The organism is Rhizobium sp. 2MFCol3.1, from assembly GCF_000377565.1.
GTDB lineage: Bacteria > Pseudomonadota > Alphaproteobacteria > Rhizobiales > Rhizobiaceae > Rhizobium.
In genome coordinates this window covers 91,681-113,185 of record NZ_KB898358.1, presented here as the reverse complement: position 1 = coordinate 113,185, position 21,505 = coordinate 91,681, and the positions used below count along the sequence as shown (strand labels likewise).

The following is a 21,505-nucleotide window of genomic DNA, read 5'->3' as shown; positions in this document are numbered from 1 at the left end:
GCGGATGAGGTAACGGCATCGCACCCCGCCCCGTCAGAAATCCCTTATGTAGCAGTAACTTCGACATGATATTTAAATTTCTACAGATCTACTGAGGCAGTTACTTACCATAGCCGCTGACTGCTTCTTCTTTACACATTGGTAACCCATTTTTTTAAGCCGATCGAAAGAGCGGTACGTTAGGTTGTGCTCATCCGATCAACGGCAAACAGTTGGCGGACGTGCTGAACATCAACTGGAGTTAGGAGTTATCATGACCAAGCTTGTAAGCCGTTTTCTGAAAGACGAATCCGGCGCGACCGCAATTGAATACGGCCTGATCGCAGCGCTCATTTCCGTAGCGCTCATCACCGGCGCTTCTGCACTCGGCGGTAAACTGAACCAGGTGTTCAGCGGTCTGTCGAACAAGATGAACAGCGCCGTAACCAGCTCGGGCGGCTAATTAGCCTCTCCAAGGGATATACGCCAGACCTTAACGGGTCTGGCGCTAAACATAGGCTCACGCGAACACGCGGTGGGCCTTTTGTCTTAAGGATCGATAGCAGAATGATCGCAGCTTCCGTCTTTGTGATATTCCCGCTGTGCCTCGCAATCGCGGCATTTTCCGATCTGTTCACGATGACGATCCCGAACAGGATCTCCATCATCCTCATCGCGTCTTTCTTCGCCATCGCGCTTTTGACAGGCATGCCGCTTGCCGCGATCGGCAATCATGCTGCCGGCGCGCTTGCCGTGTTTGTCGTCTGCTTCATACTTTTTGCCACCAATACGATGGGTGGCGGCGACGCCAAGCTTCTGACGGCCACAGCACTCTGGTTCGGCCTTAACCCTGCTATCGTTGAGTTTCTCGGCTATGTCGGTATTTTGGGCGGTCTCCTGACGTTGGTCATCATGATGATCCGCACGCAGGCAGATACCATCCTGGCGATCGGCCTTCCGGTTCCGAACTCGATCCTCATGGCCAAGAAGATCCCTTACGGTATCGCCATCGCGATCGGTGGTTTTCTGGCATTTCCGTCTTCGCCGCTGTTCATGAGCGCGCTGGAAGGCCTGAAATAAAGGCGCTTAAGCGCTCGTTAACCTAAGATCGAAGTCTTTCGTTAACTATAATTACACCAATTGGAGCCAATTCTCCGGAACGAATATTTCGATTCCTTGGGGAACGCCTGATGAAACCCGCCCGCATATTGATCCTTGGAGTGGCTGTCGTCGCCGCCGGTCTGGCCGGCGTTCTGGCGATGAGCCTTGCAGGCCGCGGATCGGTCGTGACCCAGGTGCAGCAGGTGGTCGAGAAGGAACCGACCGTCAACGTGCTGGTCTCCAGCGCCAACCTGCCTGTCGGCGCACGGTTTGACGACAAGGCGGCGCACTGGATGGCATGGCCGACAGGCGGCGTCGTCCAAGGCTTCATCACCGAAACGGACAAGCCCGACGCGATCAAGGACCTGCAGGGCGCCGTGGTGCGCATGCCGATCTTCGAGGGCGAACCGATCCGGGCCGAAAAGATCGCCGATTCCAACAGCCGCATCATGTCGTCCCTGCTGCCTTCGGGCAAACGCGCGGTCGCCACCGAAATCTCGGTCGCAACCGGCGCCGGCGGCTTCATCCTGCCGAACGACCGCGTCGACCTCATCATGGTGCGCAAGGAAAAAAGCGGCGACAAGTATCTGACCGAGACCGTGCTCAACAACGTGCGCGTGCTCGCCATCGACCAGCAGGTTCAGGAAAAGGACGACGGTTCGAAGGCTGTGGTCGGCACGACTGCGACGCTTGAGCTGACACCCGACCAGACCAAGGTTCTGGCGGTTGCCCAGCAGATGGCGGACCGCCTGTCGCTGGCGCTGCGCTCGGTTGCCGACGCCCGCGAACCGGACACCAAGGCCGCCGACTACCTGCTCAGCGGCGATAATGGCAGCTCCATCGTTCAGGTCATCAAGTCAGGCGCCATCGTCACCGACAGCGCGCCTTCGAAAGCCGAGTAGAGGAAACGGATATGGGCAACTCAACACGGCACATGAAACATCTGATGGCAGGCTGCCTGTCGCTGACGGTCGGCTTCACCGGCATTGCGCCCAGCTTCCTCGATCCGATCGTCGGCGTCAGCGCGGCTGAGGCCGCCGCCGACGGCATGATCAACATCACCCAGACGGGCCCGGGCGCTCATCGCGCCCTCAAGCTCGGCCTGAAAAAGGCTATCGTCATCGACCTTCCCGTCGATGCGCACGACATCCTTGTTTCCGATCCGAGCATGGCCGACGCGGTGACGCGCTCCTCGCGGCGCATCTACCTGTTCGGCAAGACGGTCGGGCAGACCAACATCTTCATCTTCGGCGCCGACGGCCAGCAGATCGTCAGCCTCGACATCGCGATCGAACGCGACGTCAGCGGGCTGCAGAACAACCTGCGCCGCTTCATTCCCGATTCCAACATCAACGTCGAGATCGTCTCCGACAACATCGTTCTGACGGGTACCGTTCGCACGCCGCAGGACGCCGCGCAGGCGGCTGATCTGGCCGGCGTCTTCCTCAAGGGTGGCGAGGCGACGACGCGGACGGAAACGGCCAGCAGCCAGGGTGGCGGCGACGGCTCGGTGGCGCTGTTTGCGGAAAACCGCCAGCAGTCGCAGGTGATCAACCTGCTGCAGATCGAAGGCGAGGATCAGGTCACGCTGAAGGTGACCATCGCCGAAGTTCGCCGCGAGATCCTGAAGCAGATCGGCTTCGACAACCTGGTTTCCAACTCCGGCGGCCTCAGCGTCGCGCAGCTCGGCGCACCGAACGCGAGTGCCGCGACCGCCACCGTCGGCGGGGGTCTTGCGGCGCTGTTCAAGAGTTCGATCGGCAAGTACGACATCTCGACCTATCTGAGCGCGCTCGAACAGGCGAAGGTCGTCAAGACACTGGCAGAGCCGACACTGACGGCGATTTCCGGCCAGGCCGCCACCTTCAATTCCGGCGGTCAGGTTCTTTACTCGACGACCGACAACAACGGCAACGTGACCGTCGTGCCCTATACTTACGGCATCAACCTTGCCTTCAAGCCTGTCGTCCTGTCTTCGGGCCGCATCAGCCTGGAGATCAAGACCAACGTGTCGGAGCCAGCACCTTCGGTCAGCGGTTCGGCACCGACCTACCAGCGCCGGTCGGCCGAAACGTCCATCGAGCTTCCTTCCGGTGGCTCGATCGCGCTGGCCGGCCTCATCCGCGACAACGTCTCGCAGACGTCGAACGGAACCCCCGGCGCCAACAAGATTCCGTTGCTGGGTACGCTGTTTCGCCAGCGCACGGTGCAGCGCGAAGAGACCGAGCTTGTCATCATCGCGACGCCCTATCTCGTGCGCCCGGTCGCCCGCAACCAGCTGAATCGACCTGATGACAATTTCAGCCCGGAGAACGACGGCGCAGCATTCTTCATGAACCGCGTGAATAAGGTCTACGGCGGCAAGACGCCGGTCGCCGACGCCCAGTTCCACGGTTCAATCGGGTTCATCTACAAATGAGCGAAGCGGGATCAGCAATGGCACAACACAGAGACACGCCGATGGCCAAGATCAAGACCAGCGCCCGTCACCGCGGCTTTTCGACACCGCTGATCGCGGCTGCCGCGATCGCCGCCGCCCTGCTTTCGGGCTGCGCTTCGCGCGACGATCTGACGACGGGCGGCATCCCGGATGATTACCGCCAGCGCCACCCGATCGTGGTGACGGAGGCCGAGCAATCGGTCGACATTCCGGTTGCCTCGACCGACCGCAGGCTCAACACAGCGCAGCGCGACATGATCCGCGGCTTCGCGCAGAACTACGGTTCGCGCGCCACCGGCCCGGTCTACCTCTTGACTCCAGAGGGATCGCCAAACTCTAACGCCGCACGCCAGCTGCGCGGCCAGGTGCGCGCCGAACTCTCCGCACGCGGCATCGCGAGCTCGAAGATCGTCAACAGCTCCTACGTGACGCTCGACGCCAAGGACGCGGCGCCGATCCGCCTCACCTTTGTCGGCACCACGGCGATGACCTCGCAGTGCGGCCAGTGGCCGAAAGACATGATCAACGACTTCAGCAACCAGAATTACTACAATTTCGGCTGCGCGACGCAGAACAACCTCGCGGCACAGATCGCCAACCCCGAAGATCTCGTCGCGCCGCGCGGCATGACGCCGATCGACGCAACGCGCCGCAACGCCGCCATCAAGGAATATCGCGAACGCAGTTCCACGATCGAAGACGTCGGCGGCAGTTCCGCCGGCGGCTTCTGATCAGACCAGGATTGACGATGAGCACGGTTGAATACGACATCACGAACGCCGCCGACCTCCAGCGGGCCGAAGAGGCCATGCGCATGGGCGAGCTGGAAAACATGCGCCCGCTTCCGCGCATCTCCGTGCACGCCTTTTGCGAGAGCGAAGAACTGCAGCGGGTGATGGAGCGCTGCGGCAACGATCGCCGCCTGTCGAAGGTCAGCCTGCGCATCACTAGCGGCGGCATTGCGGCGGCGGCCAACATGTTTGCCAGCGCGCCGACACCGAACCTCATCATTCTCGAGACACGCGCCAATAGCGCCGGCCTGCTCAACGAGCTGGCGCCACTCGCCGCCGTCTGCGACCCCTCGACCAAGGTCATCATCGTCGGCTACCACAACGACATCGCGCTTTATCGCGAGCTGATCCGCAACGGCATTTCCGAATATATCGTGCAGCCGGTCGGCATGGCCGACATCATGACGGCGATGGCGACGATCTTCGTCGATCCGGATGCCGAGCCGCTCGGGCGCAGCATCGCCTTCATCGGCGCAAAGGGCGGCGTCGGCGCCTCGACCATCGCGCATAACTGCGCCTTCGGCATCTCGCGACTGTTTTCGACCGAGACGATCCTCGCCGATCTCGACCTGCCCTACGGAACCGCGAACATCGACTTCGATCAGGACCCGACGCAGGGGATTGCCGAAGCGGTCTATGCACCTGAGCGCCTGGACGAGATGTTCCTCGACCGCCTGCTGACGAAGTGCTCCGAGCATCTTTCGCTGCTGGCGGCGCCGTCCATCCTCGACCGCGCCTATGATTTCGACGGACATGCCTTCCAGCCGGTCATGGACGTGCTGCAGCGCAGTGCGCCGGTGACTGTTCTCGACGTGCCGCACGCCTGGTCCGAGTGGACGCGCTCTGTCCTATCAGCCGCCGACGAGGTGGTCATTTGCGCATCGCCGGATCTCGCCAATCTGCGCAACACCAAGAACCTGATCGACGCGCTGCGCAAGATGCGGCCGAACGATAAGGCGCCGCACCTCGTTCTCAACCAGGTGGGCATGCCGAAGCGCCCGGAGATCAGCCCATCGGATTTCTGCGAGCCGCTGGAATGCGAGCCCGTCGCCATCATCCCGTTCGACAGTAACCTGTTCGGAACGGCAGCCAATAGCGGCCGGATGATCTCGGAGATGGACCCGAAATCGCCGACGGCCGAGATCTTCTCGCAGCTGTCGCACATCGTTACCGGGCGCATCGCCGTCAAGAAGGCGAAGAAGAGCAGTCTTCTCAGCCTCCTGAAACGCAAGTAGCCCACCAGAAGTGGAATAAGGCATGTTCGGAAAACGCGGAAACGAAGGATCTGGCAAGGCGGGCGGCACGATCGCGCCACCGCCGCCTGTTGCTGCGCCTTCCTCGTCGTCGGCGCCTGCCGTCTTCGTCGAGCCGCAGCGCGAGCAGACCCGCCAGCAGGTGGCGCCGCCGCCGATGCAAACGCCGCAGCGCAAGCGCCCTGCCCGCACCGACGAATATTACGACACCAAGGCGCAGGTCTTCTCGGCGCTGATCGACACGATCGACCTGTCGCAGCTCGCCAAGCTCGACGGCGAGAGCGCGCGCGAGGAAATTCGCGATATCGTCAACGATATCATCACGATCAAGAACTTCGCGATGTCGATCTCCGAGCAGGAAGAGCTGCTCGACGATATCTGCAACGACGTTCTCGGCTATGGTCCGCTGGAACCGCTTCTGGCGCGCGATGACATCGCCGACATCATGGTCAACGGCTCCGGCAAGACCTTCATCGAAGTGGGCGGCAAGACACTGGAATCGGAAGTGCGCTTCCGCGACAACGCGCAGCTGCTCTCGATCTGCCAGCGCATCGTCAGCCAGGTCGGCCGCCGCGTCGACGAGTCGAGCCCGATCTGCGACGCCCGCCTGCCCGACGGTTCGCGTGTCAACGTCATCGCACCGCCGCTTGCCATCGACGGGCCGGCGCTCACCATTCGTAAGTTCAAGAAGGACAAGCTGACGCTCGATCAGCTGGTGCGCTTCGGGGCGATCACGCCCGAGGGCGCGACGCTGCTGCAGATCATCGGCCGCGTCCGCTGCAACATCGTCATCTCCGGCGGTACCGGCTCGGGCAAGACGACGCTTCTGAATTGCCTCACCAACTACATCGACCGCGACGAGCGCGTCATCACCTGCGAAGACACGGCCGAACTGCAGCTGCAGCAGCCGCATGTCGTGCGCCTCGAAACCCGCCCGCCGAATATCGAAGGCGAAGGCGAGATCACCATGCGCGATCTCGTCAAGAACTGCCTGCGTATGCGCCCTGAACGCATCATCGTCGGCGAAGTGCGCGGACCCGAGGTTTTCGACCTGCTGCAGGCGATGAACACCGGCCACGACGGCTCGATGGGCACGATCCACTCCAACTCGCCGCGCGAATGCCTCAGCCGTATCGAATCGATGATCGCCATGGGCGGCTATTCGCTGCCGGCCAAGACCGTTCGCGAGATCATATCGAACTCGGTGGACGTCATCGTCCAGGCCGCGCGTCTTCGCGACGGCTCGCGCCGCATCACCCAGATCACAGAGGTGATGGGCATGGAAGGCGACGTGATCATCACCCAGGATCTGATGCGCTACGAGATCGAAGGCGAAGACGCGGGCGGAAAGATCATCGGGCGGCACAAGTCGACCGGCATCGGCAAGCCGAATTTCTGGGACCGCGCCCGCTATTACAACGAAGAGAAGCGGCTCGCCGCGGCGCTCGACGAAATGGAAGAGAAGTCGAAGGATTAAGATTATGTTCGGTTTCGATCCGATCGTGCTGGGTATCGTGCTGCTCGTGGCCATTTCGGCCGGCGCGGTGTGTTACGGCCTGCTGTTCTCGCGGATGGAAACCGAAAAGAAGGCGGCAAGCCGCGTCAGCCGAGTGGCATCCGCCGAACTCGACAAGCAGAGTGTCAAGGCGGCGCGCGACCGCGTCCAGGAAATGTCGAAGCGCCGCAAGTCGATGCAGGACAACCTGAAGGATCTCGAGAAGCGGCAGCAGGAAAACGCCAAGAAGAAGCTGACGCTGAAATCGCGACTGACGCAGGCCGGTCTCTCGATCACGCCCGGCCGTTTCTACATGTTCAGCGCCATCTTCGGCTTTGTCCTGATGTTCGTCGCGTTCCTCGCCGGCGCCCCCACCATGGTGTTGCTCGGGCTGCCTGTTGTGGCCGGGCTCGGGCTGCCGCGCTGGATTCTCGGCTTCCTGATCAAGCGTCGCCAGAACAAGTTCCTCGACGAGTTCCCGAACGCGCTCGATGTGATCGTGCGATCGATCAAATCCGGCCTTCCGCTGAACGACGCGATCCGGCTGATCGCCAACGAAGGCAAGGAGCCGGTCAAGGGCGAGTTCCGGCGTGTGGTCGAGAGCCAGCAGATCGGTCTCAGCGTGCCCGACGCCTGCGCCCGTATGGGCAACCACATGCCGCTGCAGGAAGTGAACTTCTTCGCGATCGTCATCGCCATTCAGTCGCAGGCAGGCGGCAACCTTTCGGAAGCGATCGGCAACCTCTCCAAGGTGCTGCGCGAACGCAAGAAGATGAAGGCCAAGGTCAAGGCGCTTTCGATGGAAGCCAAGGCGTCGGCCGTGATCATCGGCGCGCTGCCGTTCATCGTCGCGACGCTCGTCTACATGACGTCGCCTCAATACATGATGGTGCTGTTCACCGACCCGCGCGGTCACTTGATCATGGGCGCATCGGCGGTCTGGATGTCGATCGGCATCTTCGTCATGCGCAACATGGTCAATTTCGATATCTAACCGAGGCAATGCGATGTCGTCCGATCTTGCGAGTTCCCTGACCGATCCTTCGATGCTGATCGCGGTGCTGGTGGCGCTGGCGGTGTTCGCGACGCTCTACACACTCGCCATCCCGTTCTTCGAGCGCGGCGATCTCAACCAGCGCATGAAGGCGGTCTCGACGGAGCGCGAGCAGATGCGTGCCCGCGAACGCGCGCGCATGAACGCGGAATCGACCGGCAGCAAGGCCTCACTGCGCACGCAGAACAACCGCTCGGTTCGCCAAATCGTAGAGCGCTTCAACCTGCGCGAGGCGCTGGTCGACGAGAACACCATGAACAAGCTGCGCGCGGCGGGCTATCGCTCGGAAAACGCGCTCAACATGTTCCTCGTCGCGCGTTTCCTCCTGCCCTTCTTCTTTTTCGCGCTGGCGATCTTCTGGGTGTTCGGCCTCGACCACCTCGTCGACAAGCCGACGCCGATCCGCTTTCTCGCGACGCTCTGCTTTGCCTATGTCGGCTTCTACGCACCGAACATCTTCATCTCCAACAAGATGAAAAAGCGGCAGCACTCTATCAAGCGCGCATGGCCGGATGCGCTGGACCTGATGCTGATCTGCGTCGAATCCGGTATCTCGATCGAGGCCGCGATGCGCCGCGTCTCCGAAGAACTCGGCGAGGCCTCGCCGCCGCTCGCCGAGGAAATGGTGCTGACGACGGCCGAGCTGTCGTTCCTGCCGGATCGCCGCGTGGCGCTCGAAAACCTCGGCACGCGCACGCAGATCCCGATCGTGCAGTCGGTCGTGCAGGCGCTGATGCAGGCTGATCGCTACGGTACGCCGATCTCGCAGGCGCTGCGCGTTCTTGCTCAGGAAGGCCGCGACGAACGCATGAACGAGGCGGAGAAGAAGGCCGCCGCGCTGCCGCCGAAGCTCACCGTGCCGATGATCCTGTTCTTCCTGCCGGTTCTGGTCGCCGTCATTCTCGGACCGGCCGGTATCCAGGTCGCCGACCGGTTCTAAGCGCCTCGACCGAGCACAGCCGATTTTTAGGATGGACCGCCGCGCGGGGCCGTGTGACATTCGATCACGCAACCCCACCCACGGACCATCGCCATGTCGTCGCTCAGCGTCTTTCTCAGCATTATCGCAACGCTCTCGATCGGCGCGATGAGCCCGGGGCCAAGTTTCGTTCTCGTCTCCAGGATCGCCGTGTCGCGCTCGCGCGTTGACGGGCTTGCGGCGGCTGCCGGCATGGGTCTGGGCGGGGTGTTGTTCAGCATCCTGGCGCTGGCGGGGCTGACGGCCCTGCTCTCGCAGTTCGGCTGGCTCTATCTGGCGCTGAAGATCATGGGCGGGCTCTATCTCGCCTACATCGCCTACAGGATCTGGCGCGGCGCCGGGGAGCCGCTTGAGATCGGCGAGACGACCGCCGCCAACCGCGCCGTCGGCCGCAGCTTCATGACGGCGTTCCTGACGCAGGTCAGCAATCCGAAGACGATCGTCGTCTATGCCAGCATTTTCGCAGCACTCTTGCCGAAGACCATTCCGCTGGAATTGTTCGTGGCGATCCCGCTTGGCGTCTTTGCCGTCGAGGCCGGGTGGTACACGATCGTGGCGCTGGCTTTCTCGGCCCGGCACCCGCGCCTAATCTATCTCGCCGCGAAGAAATGGATCGACCGCGCGGCCGGCGCCGTCATGGCCGGGCTCGGGCTGCAGCTTGTCGTGTCAGGCCTGAGCGGCCGTTAGACCCGTCAGTTGGCGCTGGCTGTCGCGGTGCCGACATCCTTGGCGGCGAGCTTCTGCCAGGAATTCTGCTGCGACATCATCGAGCGGAGATAGGCGACGTTGGCATCGGCCTGTTGCGGCGAGAGTTCGCCGCGGGCGATCTTTTCAGCTTCCGGGAAGCGGCCCTGCAGGCCGACGACGAGCGCGAGATTCTGGCGCACGCGGCTATCGGCCGTCGGCTGGCTTGCTGCCTGGCGCAGATAGGTTTCGGCGGTCCTGAGATCGCGGGTCAGCACGTAGGACATACCGAGGTTGGACAGGATCGACGGCTCGCCCGGCTGCAGATCGAGCGCGTCGCGATAGCGTTGGCGCGCCTCGCTGGACCGGCCGAGCTGATCGAGGATGGCGCCTTGCGCGGAGACGAGCTTCCAGTCGGGACGGTCGGCCGTCTGGGCGCGGCCGATGGTATCGAGCGCCTGCTGCAGCTGGCCGGCGGCGGCCTGCGCCTTGCCGTAAGCGGCCAGCACGTTGCGATCCTGCGGATTGGCGATCGCCACCTGCTGCATGACGGCGAGCGCCTGGGCGTCCCTGCCCTGCATGCGCAGGAGATTGGCGTAGTTGACGCCGTTGACGGGATCGCGCGGGTTCTTGTCGTAGGCCTGGCCGACGCGATCGGTGGCGGAGCGCACTTCCTGATCGTTCATCGTCTCGACCGGCTTGTTCAGCGCGACCGGGATCGAGCCCGTCGTCATCTTGTCCTTGGTGGTGTTGCAGCCGGCCAGCATCAGGGCCAGCATCGCGGTTGCCGCGCACTGGAGAAGACGGGTTTTCGAATAAGTGTCGACCAAAGCAGCCATCGCGGTTTCCTGAAATCAGAAATCGGCGCCTGACCTAAAAGCGGAACAGGGAAAGGCTTTGACGCAATCTACGCTCAAGCAATAGTCTGTTAACCCTAACGGAACGTTAAAATATGATTCCGGACGCCCCCGAAGGATAAGCAATGCCCCCGTTCCAGTTCATCGAGAGACCGACCCCCTTCAACTCCAAGGGCGGCCAGACCCTGCCGATCTTCGCCGTCACGCCGGCGCATATCGAAACCGGGACGATCGATCCGATCGCGCTCGATTGGGCGAAAAAGGCGGGCTACAAGGCCGAGAGCGGCTCGCTGCTGCTGATCCCGACTTCGGAAGGCCATCTCGGCGGCGCTCTCTTCGGCCTCGGCACCAATCCTTCCGAACACCCCTATATCACCGGCAAGCTGGCGCGCGCGCTGCCGGCGGGCGACTGGCACATCGAGACGGCGCCACTGACGGCCAACCGGCTGGCGCTCGGCTTCGGCCTCGGGAGCTACCGTTTCGATCGCTACAAATCCGAAAAGCAGCCGGCCGGAACGCTGATGATCCCGCGCGATGCCGATGCGGCCGATATCAAGCGGCAGCTGGCCGGCGTATTTCTCGCCCGCGACCTGATCAACACCCCCACCAACGACATGGGCCCGAACGAGCTGGAAGCGGCGTTCCGCGGGCTTGCGGCGCACTACAAGGCGGAAATCTCGGTGATCTCGGGCGACGATCTCCGGCATAATTTCCCGCTGGTCCACACGGTCGGCCGCGCCAGCGCCGACGCTCCGCGCCTGATGGAGCTGCGCTGGGGCAAGAAGGGCCACCGCAAGATCACGCTGGTCGGCAAGGGCGTTTGCTTCGACACCGGTGGTCTCGACATCAAGCCCGCCTCCTCCATGCTTCTGATGAAGAAGGACATGGGGGGTGCTGCCAACGTCATGGGTCTGGCGCTGATGATCATGGATGCCAAGCTGAAGGTCGACCTGCGCGTCGTCATCCCCGTGGTCGAGAACTCGATCTCTTCGAATGCCTTCCGCCCGGGCGACATCTACAAGAGCCGCAAGGGTCTGACGGTGCAGATCGACAACACCGACGCCGAAGGTCGCCTGATCCTCGCCGACGCGCTGGCCTACGCCGACGAGGAAGAACCGGACCTTATGATCGACATGGCGACGCTGACGGGGGCTGCGCGCGTGGCGCTCGGACCCGACCTGCCGCCCTTCTTCACCGACGATACGGATCTGGCGCGCGACCTGATGGAATCGAGCATCGAGACCGACGATCCGCTGTGGCGGCTGCCGCTTTATGCCGGCTACGAAATGGACATCCGCGCCAAGTTCGCCGATATCACCAATGCGCCGGCAGGCGGCATGGCGGGCGCGATCACGGCCGCGCTGTTCCTCAAGCGCTTCGTCAGCCATGCCAAGAGCTGGGCGCATTTCGACATTTACGGCTGGGCGCCTTCGGAGCGTCCGCATTCGCCCGGCGGCGGCGAGGCGCAGGCGATCCGGGCGCTTTACCACCACATCCGCGAGAGCGTTCGTTAAAGCAACGCCAGGAAAAGTGTGGCTCGGTTTTCCGTCCGGCGTTACGCACATCGGATCAGCGTCGCGATCGTTAAAATTTTATTCACCCTGTGGGGCGGCAGATTTGCCGCCCCATTGCGTTGTGCGGATACGTGCCGGAAAATGGAACGCAGGCGTAACGAATGCGGGAGGGGCCGTGCCGATCGAATTGACCGCATCTCAGGCGCTCGGGCTCTGGCATGGCGTCTCGCTCGACCAGGTTCGCCACGACGACCGCGATTTGACATTGCGCCAAATGGCGATCCTGCTGCATATCTATCTCGTGCCGCCGCCGCATACCGTGCGCGGACTGGCCGCCGAGCTCAACGTCACCAAGCCCGTCATCACCCGGGCGCTCGATACGATGGGCGAGATGGGGCTGGTGGACCGGGTGCGCGATGACAGCGACCGGCGCAACGTGCTGATCAAGCGCACCGTGGGCGGCGCGCTTTACCTGGAAAAACTGGGCGACCGCGTGCGCGAGCACGGGCGCCGGCTGTGACTTTGAGGACAAGACCATGACCACGCTCGACCGCCGCCTGCACGCCTTCAGGGACGACCTCGCCGAGCGCGGACTGGAAGGACAGGTCATGGCGCAGCGTTTTACCGACGGGACGCCGGCGCGCATCGCAGTGCCCATCGTGGGGCTTCGGCCGCGACCCGACGCGACCGTCGGTATCGACACCGAGCTCTTGTTCGGCGAGGACGTGACCGTGCTCGACCGCGCCGACGGATGGTGCTGGATCAAGGCGCGGTCGGACAATTACGTCGGCTATCTGCCAGAGAGCGCTGTGAGCGACAAGGCGCCCGCGCCGACCCATATCGTCACCGTTCAGCGCACCTTCCTCTATCGCGAGCCGGAGCTGCGCAAACCCTATAACAACATTCTTTCGATGGGCAGCCGCGTCGCTGTTGCCGGCACCGCAGAGGCGCGCGGCAACCACTATGTGACGCTTGAAGACGGCACGGCCATTTTCGCCAAGCATGTGCAGCCGATCGGCGCGCTTGACGGCGCGGACTATGTCGATATCGCCGCCCGCTTTGTCGAAACCCCCTATCTCTGGGGCGGACGCTCCGGACTCGGGATCGACTGCTCCGGGCTGGTGCAGCTTTCCATGCTGATGACCGGCCGAGCCGCGCCGCGCGATACCGACATGCAGGCATCAGCGCTTGGCACACCGATCACCCGCGAGGAGCTGCGACGCGGCGACCTGGTGTTCTGGAAGGGGCATGTGGCGATCATGGAGGATGCGGAAACGATCCTGCACGCGACCGGCCATACCATGACGGTGGTACGGGAGAATTTCGAAGAGGCCGTGCAGCGCATCGGCTGGCTCTACGAACAGCCCAACGGTTATCGTCGACCGATCAGCTGACCGGCGGCTTCGGCCATGCGGTGACGCCGCCCGACCACGTTTCGAAGGCCTTGGACAATCGCAGAACGCGCATGTCGTCGAAGCGGGGGCCGACGATCTGCAGGCCGATCGGCATGCCGGATTTCGAGAAGCCGCAATTGATCGACGAGGCCGGCTGCTCCGACATGTTCCAGGGAACGGTGAAGGCGATGTGCTCGAAGGGCCGGGCCGGATCGTTGGTCGGCGAGGCCCATTCGGCCGGATAGGAGACGATGGGATTGGTCGGCGAGAGCACGGCATCGACCGTCTCGAACAATGCGCCGCAGGCCTTGCGCATCTCGATCGTCTGATTGAAGCCCTTGACGGCGGCAACGCCGCTGACATCGGCTCCGCGCTTCGCCCAGCCGTAGATGTAGGGAAGGATGCTCTCCCGGCGCTCCTCGCTCAGCCCCTCGATATCGCCCCAGAAGCGGGCGCGCCAGAAATTGTCGAGCCCATCGAGCATCGCCCGCGACAGCACCGGGCCGACCGGCACGACGACGGCGCCGGCTTTCTCGAACTGTTTCGCCGCGGCAACGACCGCCGTCTTCACCTCGTCCTCAGCATCGAGACCGCAGCCGGCGTCGAGCATGAGGCCGATGCGCATGCCCGACAGGTCGATATCGAGATCGGTCCAGTCGATATCGTTTGGCGGCAGGCTGGTGCCGTCGCGCCAGTCCGGCCGCGACAGCGTTGCCATGGCGAGCGCCGCATCATCGACCGTGCGCGTCATCGGCCCGGCGCAGCGGCCAACATAATAGGGGTCAACCGGGATGCGGCCGTGGCTGGGCTTGAAGCCGAAAATGCCGGTCCAGCCGGCCGGAAGCCGCACGGAGCCGCCGATATCGGTGCCGATGTGCAGCGGGCCATAGCCGGCTGCCGCCGCCGCCGAGGCGCCGGCGCTGGAACCGCCAGGGTTCTGGCTGACATCCCAGGGGTTGCGGCTGAGCTTGTGGAAGCTCGAGAGGCCGGACGAGAGCATGCCGTAGTCAGGGCATGTGGTCTTGGCGAAGATGATGGCGCCATCCTCGCGCATGCGGGCGGCGATGGGGGCGTCGTCGAGCGCCGGCGTCAGCTCCACGGCTCTGGTGCCGAGGGGGACGGGCTGGCCTTTCGTAGCGATCAACTCCTTCAGCGTGACCGGGATGCCATCGAGCGGGCCCAGCGTTTCCCCCTTCGCCCAGCGTTCGGTCGAGGCCTTTGCCTGCGCGCGGGCGGCTTCGGGATCGTAGAGATAGAGCGCGGCGATGTGCGGCTCCCAAGCTGAGATATGCGGCTCCAGCGCCAGCCAGTATTCCAGCGGAGACAGGCTCTTCGTCGCAAAATGCCGCTTCAGGTCGCGGATGCTCAGGTCGATCTCGGTCATGGCGCGGTCTTTCAAAATGACATTATCAAATCAGCGGCGTCTTCAATCAGCGGCTGGCCTCACGGGGATTCAGGAGATCGCGCAGGCCGTCGCCGAGCATGTTGAAGCCGAGGACGGAGAGCGCGATGGCGAGGCCGGGGAGGATGGCGAGCCATGGGGCAAGGGCAAGATAGGTCTGCGCATCGGCCAGCATCCGCCCCCAGCTCGGCGCCGGCGGGGCAAGGCCGAGACCGAGGAAGCTGAGGCCCGCTTCGGTGAGCACCGCGAGGCCAAGCTGGATGGTCACCTGGACGATGAGCTGGCTCATGATATTGGGCAGCACGTGGCGGAGCGAGATCGCCAGCCGCGTATTGCCAAGCGCGCGGGCGGCGAGCACGTAATCGCGGCTCCAGGCCTGCAGCGCGCTTGCCAGCGCAACACGGGCAAAGACCGGAATGAGGAAGGTGGCGATGGCGGCGATCGCCGTCAGCCGGCCGCCGCCGAGGAAGGCGCCGAGCATCATCGCCGAGAGGATGGGCGGGAGCGCAAAGATGACGTCGCAGACGCGCATCAGAAGCGTTTCGAAGATGCCGCGAAAGGCGGCCGCGGCAAGGCCGGCGATGGTGCCGAGCGTGGCGCCGATGGCGACGGCGACGATCGCGATCGACAGCGAATTCCAGCAGCCGACCATCAGCATGGAGAGCACGTCGCGGCCGAGCTGATCGGTGCCGAGAAGGCCGAAGCCGAGCGGTGGCTGCAGCTTGTGGATGATCTGCATCTTGGCCGGCGGCAGCGGCGTCCAGACGAGCGACACGAGCGCGATGGCCGCGAGGCAGGCGACGATCGCGGCGCCGACGATGAGGTTGACGCGCTTGACGCCGCGCATGCGGCGGCGGCGGCCGATATTTGTTGCGGTCGAGACCAGGGGCGCCATCTCAGATCCCCTTTCTCAGACGCGGGTCGATCGCGAGATAGGAGAGATCGACCAGGAAATTCATGAGGATGACGAGGCCGGCGAAGAACAGCACCACATCCTGCATGACGACGATATCGCGCTGCGACAGCGCCTGATAGGCGAGGCGTCCGAGGCCGGGGAGATTGAAGACATTCTCGACCAGCACGGCGCCGGCCACCAGGAAGGTGGCTTGCAGGCCGAGGATGGTGAGGATCGGCACCAGCGCATTGGGCACCGAATGGCGCCAGAGCACGGTGCCCGATGACAGGCCTTTGGCGCGGGCGGTTCGAGTGAAATCCTCGTGCAGCGTGTCCAGCACCGCCGAGCGGGTAACACGGGTGAGCACGCCCGCCTGCGGCAACGCCAGCGCCACCGCCGGCATCAGCAAGGCCTTCAGCGCCGGCCAGACGCCGGCGCTCCAGCCCGGAAAACCACCCGCCGGCATCAGCCCGAGCGTGGTCGAAAACAGGATGATCAACAGCAGCGCCACCCAGAAGGCGGGGACGGCGATGCTGACCTGCGAGAAGACGGCCGCGACCGCATCGACAATGCCGCCGCGCCTGGAGGCGGCGGTGACGCCAAGGGGGATGGCGATGGCGACGGAGAGCAGGATGGCGATGAGGGCGAGCGGCAGGGTGACGGCGAGGCGCTCGAGGATGAGGCCGGCGACGGGGACGCCGTAGGTGTAGGAGCGCCCGAGATCACCGGTGAAGACGCCTGCCAGCCACTCGGCGTAGCGGACCAGGAGCGAGCGGTCGAGGCCGAGTTCATGACGGAGCGCCGCCAGCGTTTCCGGCGAGGCCGAGGTGCCGAGCATGATTGAGGCCGGGTCGCCGGGCAGCGTGTCCATGACGGCAAAGATCAGCAGCGAGACCACGAGCAGCGTGAGGACGAGGCCGGCGACGCGACGGAGCACGAGGGCGATCATGCGGCGGGCCTTGGGGGCAAGGGGAGATGGAGCGAGCTGCCCGCTGCGAGTCTCTTCTCCCCAGTGGGGAGAAGGTGGCGGCAGCCGGATGAGGGGGCCGCAGACGCGGCGGGCGGGATACCCCCCTCTGTCCTGCCGGACATCTCCCCCACAAGGGGGGAGATCGGCAAGTGGCGAGGTTTACGCCAACCAATGAAGGTCGAGCGAGCGAGCGCGCCCATCCAATCTCCCCCCTTGTGGCGAAGATGTCCGGCAGGACAGAGGGGGGTAACCTTGGCGGGGCTGTACGTGGGGGACCCAGCGCGCGTAGCCCCCTCATCCGACCCTTCGGGCCACCTTCTCCCCGTTGGGGAGAAGGGAAGAGGGAGCGAGCGCCCCGCCACGAGTCTCTTCTCCCCAGCGGGGAGAAGGTGCCGGCAGGCGGATGAGGGGGCCGCAGGCTCGGTGATTACCCTCACCTCTCCATCCTCTCCCACCAACACAAACCCTCCCGCCACCTATTCGTCCCAGGAGACGTTGGTGAGCACGTTCGACGGGATCGGCTCGTTTTCCCAGAGGCCTTTCAGCTTCTTGTCCCAGACGCCGAGCTTGGGCATGACGAAGAGAAAGAGCGCGGGGACGTCGTCGGCGAGGATGGTTTGTGCCTCGGCGTAGATCTTTGCCTGCGCGGCAGGATCGGTGGTTTCCTGGACCTTCTTCATCAGCGCGTTGAAATCAGGATTCTTGTAGTTGAAGTAGTAGGGATCGCGGGAATAGATGTCGATGTCCATCGGCTCGGCGTGGGCGACGATGGTCATCTGGTAAGAACGGTCCTTCATCACGTCCTGGACCCACTTGGCCGGGAATTCGGTGGGTTCGATGGTCATGGTCACGCCGATTTCGGCGAGCATGGCCTGCATGACCTCGGCGCTGCGCGGCGCATAGGCCATCTGCGGCGACTTGATGGTGAAGCTGAAGCCATCGGGGTAGCCGGCTTCCGTCAGCAAAGCCTTGGCCTTTTCGGGATCGTAGGGGAGCTTGGCCGTCAGGTCGACATAGCCGGGATCATTCGGCGTGTAGTGGCTGCCGATCGGCGTGCCCAAGCCGGACCATGCGCCTTCGATCACCGTCTTGCGGTCGATCGCCATCATCAGGGCCTGGCGCACGCGCTTGTCGTTGAAGGGCTTTTCGGCATTGTTCATGCCGGCCACGACCTTAAGCTCGGTGTTGCCGATCTTGGTCGTCAGCCTCGCATCGCCATCGAAAGAGGTCATCAGCTCCGGTGCTGCGAATTCGGGGATGGCGTCGACGTCGCCGGATTTGAGCGCCGCGGCCTGCGCCTGCGGATCGGCGATGAAGCGGAAGGTCACCTTGTCGAGCGCGACCGAGACATCCTTGTTCCAATAGCCGGCGTTCTTTTCCAGCTCGACCTTATCGCCCTTGGCCCAGCTAACGAACTTGAACGGGCCGGTTCCAACAGGCTTGGTCTTGTCATCGGCCGCTGAGTTCGGCGCCACCATGACGGAGGCGGGCCAGCCGAGCCAGTAGAGCAGGCTGCCGGTGGGCTCGGAGAGATGCAACACCAGTGTCGCGGCATCGGGCGTATCGATCGAGGCTATCGAGGCGAAGAAGCGTTTCTGCGGATTGACGGAATCTTTGCCGCGAGCACGGTCGAGCGCGAACTTGGCGGAGGCGGAATCGAAGGCCTGCCCATCATGGAAGGTGACGCCTTCGCGCAGCTTGAACGTATAGGTCAGTCCATCCGGCGAGATCTCCCAGCTTTTCGCCAGCTGCGGCTGAACCTTGCCGGCCTCGTCGATCGTCACCAGGCCCTCGAAGACGTTCTGCCAGGTGACCTGGCCGATGGCGACGGGGGCGGCGATCGTCGGGTCGAGGCCTCTGGGCTCGATGGTCATGCCGAGGCTAAGCGTCGTCTTGGCGGCTTCAGCCGGCGTCAGGCTGAGCATCACCAGGCCGGCCGAGACGGCGGCCCCAAGCGAAAGACGACGAACGAGACGCGCGGAAGGCGCGAACGAAAGCTTGATCATCATGTCCCCTTCATGGCCGCCGCTTGCTGCAACTGGCCGATTGCCGATAGAGTGTCATTGCGCCTGTGCACACACAATGACGATTTTGTGTGCTCAGTGTAGCCGAAAGAGCTACACAGGAATTTTTCCCGCGATGCAAGCCCAAGGCGATCCAAGTCCAAGACCGTCGGTTGGCGGCCGTTGCATTTCCTCAGCCCTTGCCGACAGGGCTGCCGGCGCGCTCGCGCATGAAGCGCTCGATGAAGTCGAGAAGCTTGGAGGCGGCAAACGATAGCTGGCGATCGGGCGCCACGCAAAGATCGACATGGGTGCGGATGGCGCTTCTGGGCGCCAGCGGCACGGCGCGGAGCTGGCCCGCCTCGATCTCGCGGCGCACCGTCAGCGCCGGCAAGAGCGTGGCGGCGGCACCGCTCAGCACCAGTTCCTTCAGCATCTCCAGCGAACTGGTGACGAAGACGGCATCAAAGCTCAGCCCCGCCTTTTCGAACAGCGCATCGAAAGCCTGGCGAAAGCCGAAAGACTGGTCGGGCAGCGCCAATGGATAGTCGGCTATATCCTTGAGGTTCACCTCCTGCCGCTCGGCCGCCGGATGGCCTGTCGCGACGATCAGGTCGTAGGCGATCTCGGAGCGCAGCCTGACCTTGGTGCCCGCGACGGCCGGCGCAAACAGGGTGACGGCGATATCCGCCTCGCCGCCATTGACCGCCTCGACGGCCTGGCGGGCGCTGGAGATGGTGACCTCGAAATGCAGCTTGGGATATTTGAGGCTGAATTCGGCCAGCGCCGGCGCCAGGAGATTGGCGACGGTGGCGCCATTGGCGTGGATGGCGACGCGGCCGGCCTGCAGGCCCTTCAGATCCTCGATCAGCTGGCCGACATGATCGAGCTCGCGCAGGGTGCGGCCGGCGCGGGCGGCGAGCAGCTCGCCGGCGGCCGTCAGCTTGACGCCACGGGCGCTACGCTCCACCAGCGGCGCGCCGAAATGATATTCGAGGTTCTCGATCTGTCGGCTGATCGCTGTCGGCGCGACGTTCAGGTTTTCGGCGGCCTGGCGCATCGAATTGGTGCGGACCAGTTCGTCGAAATACATCAGGGCGCGTATCTGCATCTCACCGTCTCCGCATTCGGACCAATGCCATCCTCTAATCCATCACAGGCGATCGGCATAGCGGTCCCGCCATGCCGGCTGGGCGCCTTTTACTGGAAGGGCCGTCGCCTCGTAGACGCCGCGGGCGATGGCGCGGGCCATCACAAGCGTGGCGAGGTGGCAAAGTTCCAGAAAATCGGGTAGCCCGCCGAGTGGCTTGGCGCCGGTGGCAGCCGAGAAGATGGTGTCGCCATCGAGCGGCAGATGCGCGGGCAACAGCGCACGAGCAAAGCCGTCATGGCCCATGATAGCGAGGCGATGGGCTTCGGCCTTGGTCAGCACGGCATCGGTGACGATGGCGCCGATGGTCGTGGCGGTGGTGTTCATGCCCTTGAGGCGCATGGCGGTATCGCGCGCGCCGATTGCCTGCGGAAGGCCGAGGCCGCCGAATTCATTGTCCTCTTCGAAAGGCGCCGACCAGAAATGCGGTCCCTCGCCCACCGTGGCGGAACCGAGCGCATTGACGGCGACGATGGCAGCGATGGTGTGGCCAGCCGACGAGCGGGCGCTGGCAGAGCCGAGGCCGCCCTTGAAAGTGGCGGTGGTGGCGCCGGTGCCGGCGCCGACGGTGCCGAGCGCGAACGAACCCTTCGCGGCAGCGCGGAAGGCTTCGTAGCCGAGATCGCGGTAGGGCGATTGCAGGCCCCAATCCTTGTCGCCGCCGTTCAGGAGGTCCATCAGGATCGCCTGCGGGACGATGGGCACGCGCTGGTTTCCAACAGGAAAGCCCCGACCCATGGCGCGCAGGCCGGCCTGGACGCCACCGGCGGCATCAAGCCCGAAGGCGGAGCCACCTGACAGCACGAAGGCGTCGACCTCGGCCACCGTCATGGAGGGGTCGAGCAGCGCGGTATCGCGGCCGCCCGGCGCGCCGCCGAGCACGACGCCGGAGGCCACCGCCGGCTTATCGAAGACGATGGCGGTGACGCCGGAGCCGAGGCCGAGATCCGTGGCGTGGCCGACGGAGAGACCTTCGATATCGGTGAGCAGATTGAGCAAGTGCGGCGTCCTTCTCGTCGGTGGGCTTTTCGCGAACAGGGCGATCGGCAGGGGGGCGATAGGACGATATGGGAGGGCAAAAAACAAGACCGGCCCCGCTTCAGGCGGGACCGGTCAGATATCCTCGAATTGTTTTCGCCCGGCCATTTCAAGCCGGCATCGAACCATGCCCTCAGGCATGGATGGGTTTGGGATGACGGCGGGTCATCAGATCGTGGATCGCGTGCTTGACCTCGGCCGGCGAGCTGAAGTGCTGCTCGTCGAGATCGTGGACGTGATACTTCACGGCGATGAATTTCAGCCGGTTTTCATCCGGAATGACGATGCCAACGGGCACGCCTGCGTATTCGATAACTTCTTTTTTCATGCATAGAACTCCTGCCGCGCGGAGTGCGTCGGCGATGGCGAATTGACTTGTCTTTTACCGTTTAAGGGGGGACGAAGGTCACATTCGACAGTTCGGGCGGGAGAGAGCGCCCGGACGGTCATTGCCAAGCACCGGGCGCATCAGGAGCGTGGCAAGAATATCAAAGTCGTTCATGTCT

General features: G+C 63.8%; 21 protein-coding genes. 13 read left to right on the top strand and 8 right to left on the bottom strand.

Annotated features, from left to right (window positions below):
• The first annotated feature begins 253 nt into the window (after positions 1 to 253).
• From D460_RS0114010 to D460_RS0113965, 10 genes are all read left to right on the top strand, one after another.
• Positions 254 to 442 carry a Flp family type IVb pilin gene (locus D460_RS0114010; RefSeq protein WP_018899187.1) on the top strand — a complete coding sequence of 63 codons (189 nt, stop codon included), beginning with the start codon at positions 254 to 256 and terminating at the stop codon, positions 440 to 442.
• 104 nt (positions 443 to 546) lie between these two features.
• A complete protein-coding gene (locus D460_RS0114005) occupies positions 547 to 1,059 on the top strand; it encodes a prepilin peptidase (protein ID WP_018899186.1) in 513 nt (170 codons plus the stop codon).
• Positions 1,060 to 1,169: 110 nt separating this feature from the next.
• A complete protein-coding gene (cpaB, locus tag D460_RS0114000) occupies positions 1,170 to 1,982 on the top strand; it encodes a Flp pilus assembly protein CpaB (protein WP_026283128.1) in 813 nt (270 codons plus the stop codon).
• A gap of 11 nt (positions 1,983 to 1,993) precedes the next feature.
• Positions 1,994 to 3,499, top strand: a complete 1,506-nt coding sequence (locus D460_RS0113995; RefSeq protein WP_026283127.1) for a type II and III secretion system protein family protein — start codon at positions 1,994 to 1,996, stop codon at positions 3,497 to 3,499.
• A 17-nt stretch (positions 3,500 to 3,516) separates the two neighbouring features.
• Positions 3,517 to 4,251 (top strand): CpaD family pilus assembly lipoprotein, encoded by a 735-nt coding sequence (locus tag D460_RS0113990; RefSeq protein WP_026283126.1) that lies wholly within the window; start codon positions 3,517 to 3,519, stop codon positions 4,249 to 4,251.
• Positions 4,252 to 4,268: 17 nt separating this feature from the next.
• Positions 4,269 to 5,546, top strand: coding sequence for a CpaE family protein (locus D460_RS0113985; RefSeq protein WP_018899182.1), 1,278 nt, complete (start codon positions 4,269 to 4,271; stop codon positions 5,544 to 5,546).
• Positions 5,547 to 5,568: 22 nt separating this feature from the next.
• Positions 5,569 to 7,041 (top strand): CpaF family protein, encoded by a 1,473-nt coding sequence (locus D460_RS0113980; protein WP_018899181.1) that lies wholly within the window; start codon positions 5,569 to 5,571, stop codon positions 7,039 to 7,041.
• A gap of 4 nt (positions 7,042 to 7,045) precedes the next feature.
• A complete protein-coding gene (locus D460_RS0113975) occupies positions 7,046 to 8,053 on the top strand; it encodes a type II secretion system F family protein (RefSeq protein ID WP_018899180.1) in 1,008 nt (335 codons plus the stop codon).
• 13 nt (positions 8,054 to 8,066) lie between these two features.
• Positions 8,067 to 9,053 carry a type II secretion system F family protein gene (locus D460_RS0113970; RefSeq protein WP_018899179.1) on the top strand — a complete coding sequence of 329 codons (987 nt, stop codon included), beginning with the start codon at positions 8,067 to 8,069 and terminating at the stop codon, positions 9,051 to 9,053.
• A gap of 93 nt (positions 9,054 to 9,146) precedes the next feature.
• A complete protein-coding gene (locus D460_RS0113965; RefSeq protein WP_018899178.1) occupies positions 9,147 to 9,779 on the top strand; it encodes a LysE family transporter in 633 nt (210 codons plus the stop codon).
• 5 nt (positions 9,780 to 9,784) lie between these two features.
• Here D460_RS0113965 and D460_RS0113960 read toward each other — a convergent pair whose 3' ends face one another.
• A complete protein-coding gene (locus tag D460_RS0113960; RefSeq protein ID WP_018899177.1) occupies positions 9,785 to 10,615 on the bottom strand; it encodes a tetratricopeptide repeat protein in 831 nt (276 codons plus the stop codon).
• A gap of 143 nt (positions 10,616 to 10,758) precedes the next feature.
• Between D460_RS0113960 and D460_RS0113955 the strand changes: the two genes are divergently transcribed.
• From D460_RS0113955 to D460_RS0113945, 3 genes are all read left to right on the top strand, one after another.
• On the top strand, positions 10,759 to 12,147 hold the full coding sequence (locus D460_RS0113955) for a leucyl aminopeptidase (RefSeq protein WP_018899176.1): 1,389 nt from the start codon (positions 10,759 to 10,761) through the stop codon (positions 12,145 to 12,147).
• A gap of 175 nt (positions 12,148 to 12,322) precedes the next feature.
• Positions 12,323 to 12,667 carry a MarR family winged helix-turn-helix transcriptional regulator gene (locus tag D460_RS0113950; protein WP_018899175.1) on the top strand — a complete coding sequence of 115 codons (345 nt, stop codon included), beginning with the start codon at positions 12,323 to 12,325 and terminating at the stop codon, positions 12,665 to 12,667.
• 16 nt (positions 12,668 to 12,683) lie between these two features.
• Entirely contained in the window at positions 12,684 to 13,541 is an 858-nt protein-coding gene (locus D460_RS0113945; RefSeq protein ID WP_018899174.1) for an NlpC/P60 family protein, read from the top strand.
• Here the strand turns inward: D460_RS0113945 and D460_RS0113940 are convergent.
• From D460_RS0113940 to D460_RS0113910, 7 genes are all read right to left on the bottom strand, one after another.
• Complete coding sequence (locus D460_RS0113940; RefSeq protein ID WP_018899173.1) at positions 13,534 to 14,925, bottom strand: amidase; 1,392 nt, start codon at positions 14,923 to 14,925, stop codon at positions 13,534 to 13,536. The genes D460_RS0113945 and D460_RS0113940 overlap by 8 nt on opposite strands.
• Before the next feature lie 46 nt (positions 14,926 to 14,971).
• Positions 14,972 to 15,838 (bottom strand): ABC transporter permease, encoded by an 867-nt coding sequence (locus tag D460_RS0113935; RefSeq protein ID WP_018899172.1) that lies wholly within the window; start codon positions 15,836 to 15,838, stop codon positions 14,972 to 14,974.
• 1 nt (position 15,839) lies between these two features.
• Positions 15,840 to 16,787, bottom strand: coding sequence for an ABC transporter permease (locus D460_RS0113930; RefSeq protein ID WP_018899171.1), 948 nt, complete (start codon positions 16,785 to 16,787; stop codon positions 15,840 to 15,842).
• A 497-nt stretch (positions 16,788 to 17,284) separates the two neighbouring features.
• On the bottom strand, positions 17,285 to 18,814 hold the full coding sequence (locus D460_RS0113925) for an ABC transporter substrate-binding protein (RefSeq protein WP_026283125.1): 1,530 nt from the start codon (positions 18,812 to 18,814) through the stop codon (positions 17,285 to 17,287).
• A 190-nt stretch (positions 18,815 to 19,004) separates the two neighbouring features.
• Positions 19,005 to 19,922 carry a LysR family transcriptional regulator gene (locus tag D460_RS0113920; protein ID WP_018899169.1) on the bottom strand — a complete coding sequence of 306 codons (918 nt, stop codon included), beginning with the start codon at positions 19,920 to 19,922 and terminating at the stop codon, positions 19,005 to 19,007.
• A gap of 42 nt (positions 19,923 to 19,964) precedes the next feature.
• Positions 19,965 to 20,960 carry a P1 family peptidase gene (locus D460_RS0113915; RefSeq protein ID WP_018899168.1) on the bottom strand — a complete coding sequence of 332 codons (996 nt, stop codon included), beginning with the start codon at positions 20,958 to 20,960 and terminating at the stop codon, positions 19,965 to 19,967.
• Positions 20,961 to 21,132: 172 nt separating this feature from the next.
• Complete coding sequence (locus tag D460_RS0113910; RefSeq protein WP_018899167.1) at positions 21,133 to 21,327, bottom strand: hypothetical protein; 195 nt, start codon at positions 21,325 to 21,327, stop codon at positions 21,133 to 21,135.
• Positions 21,328 to 21,505: the final 178 nt, after the last annotated feature.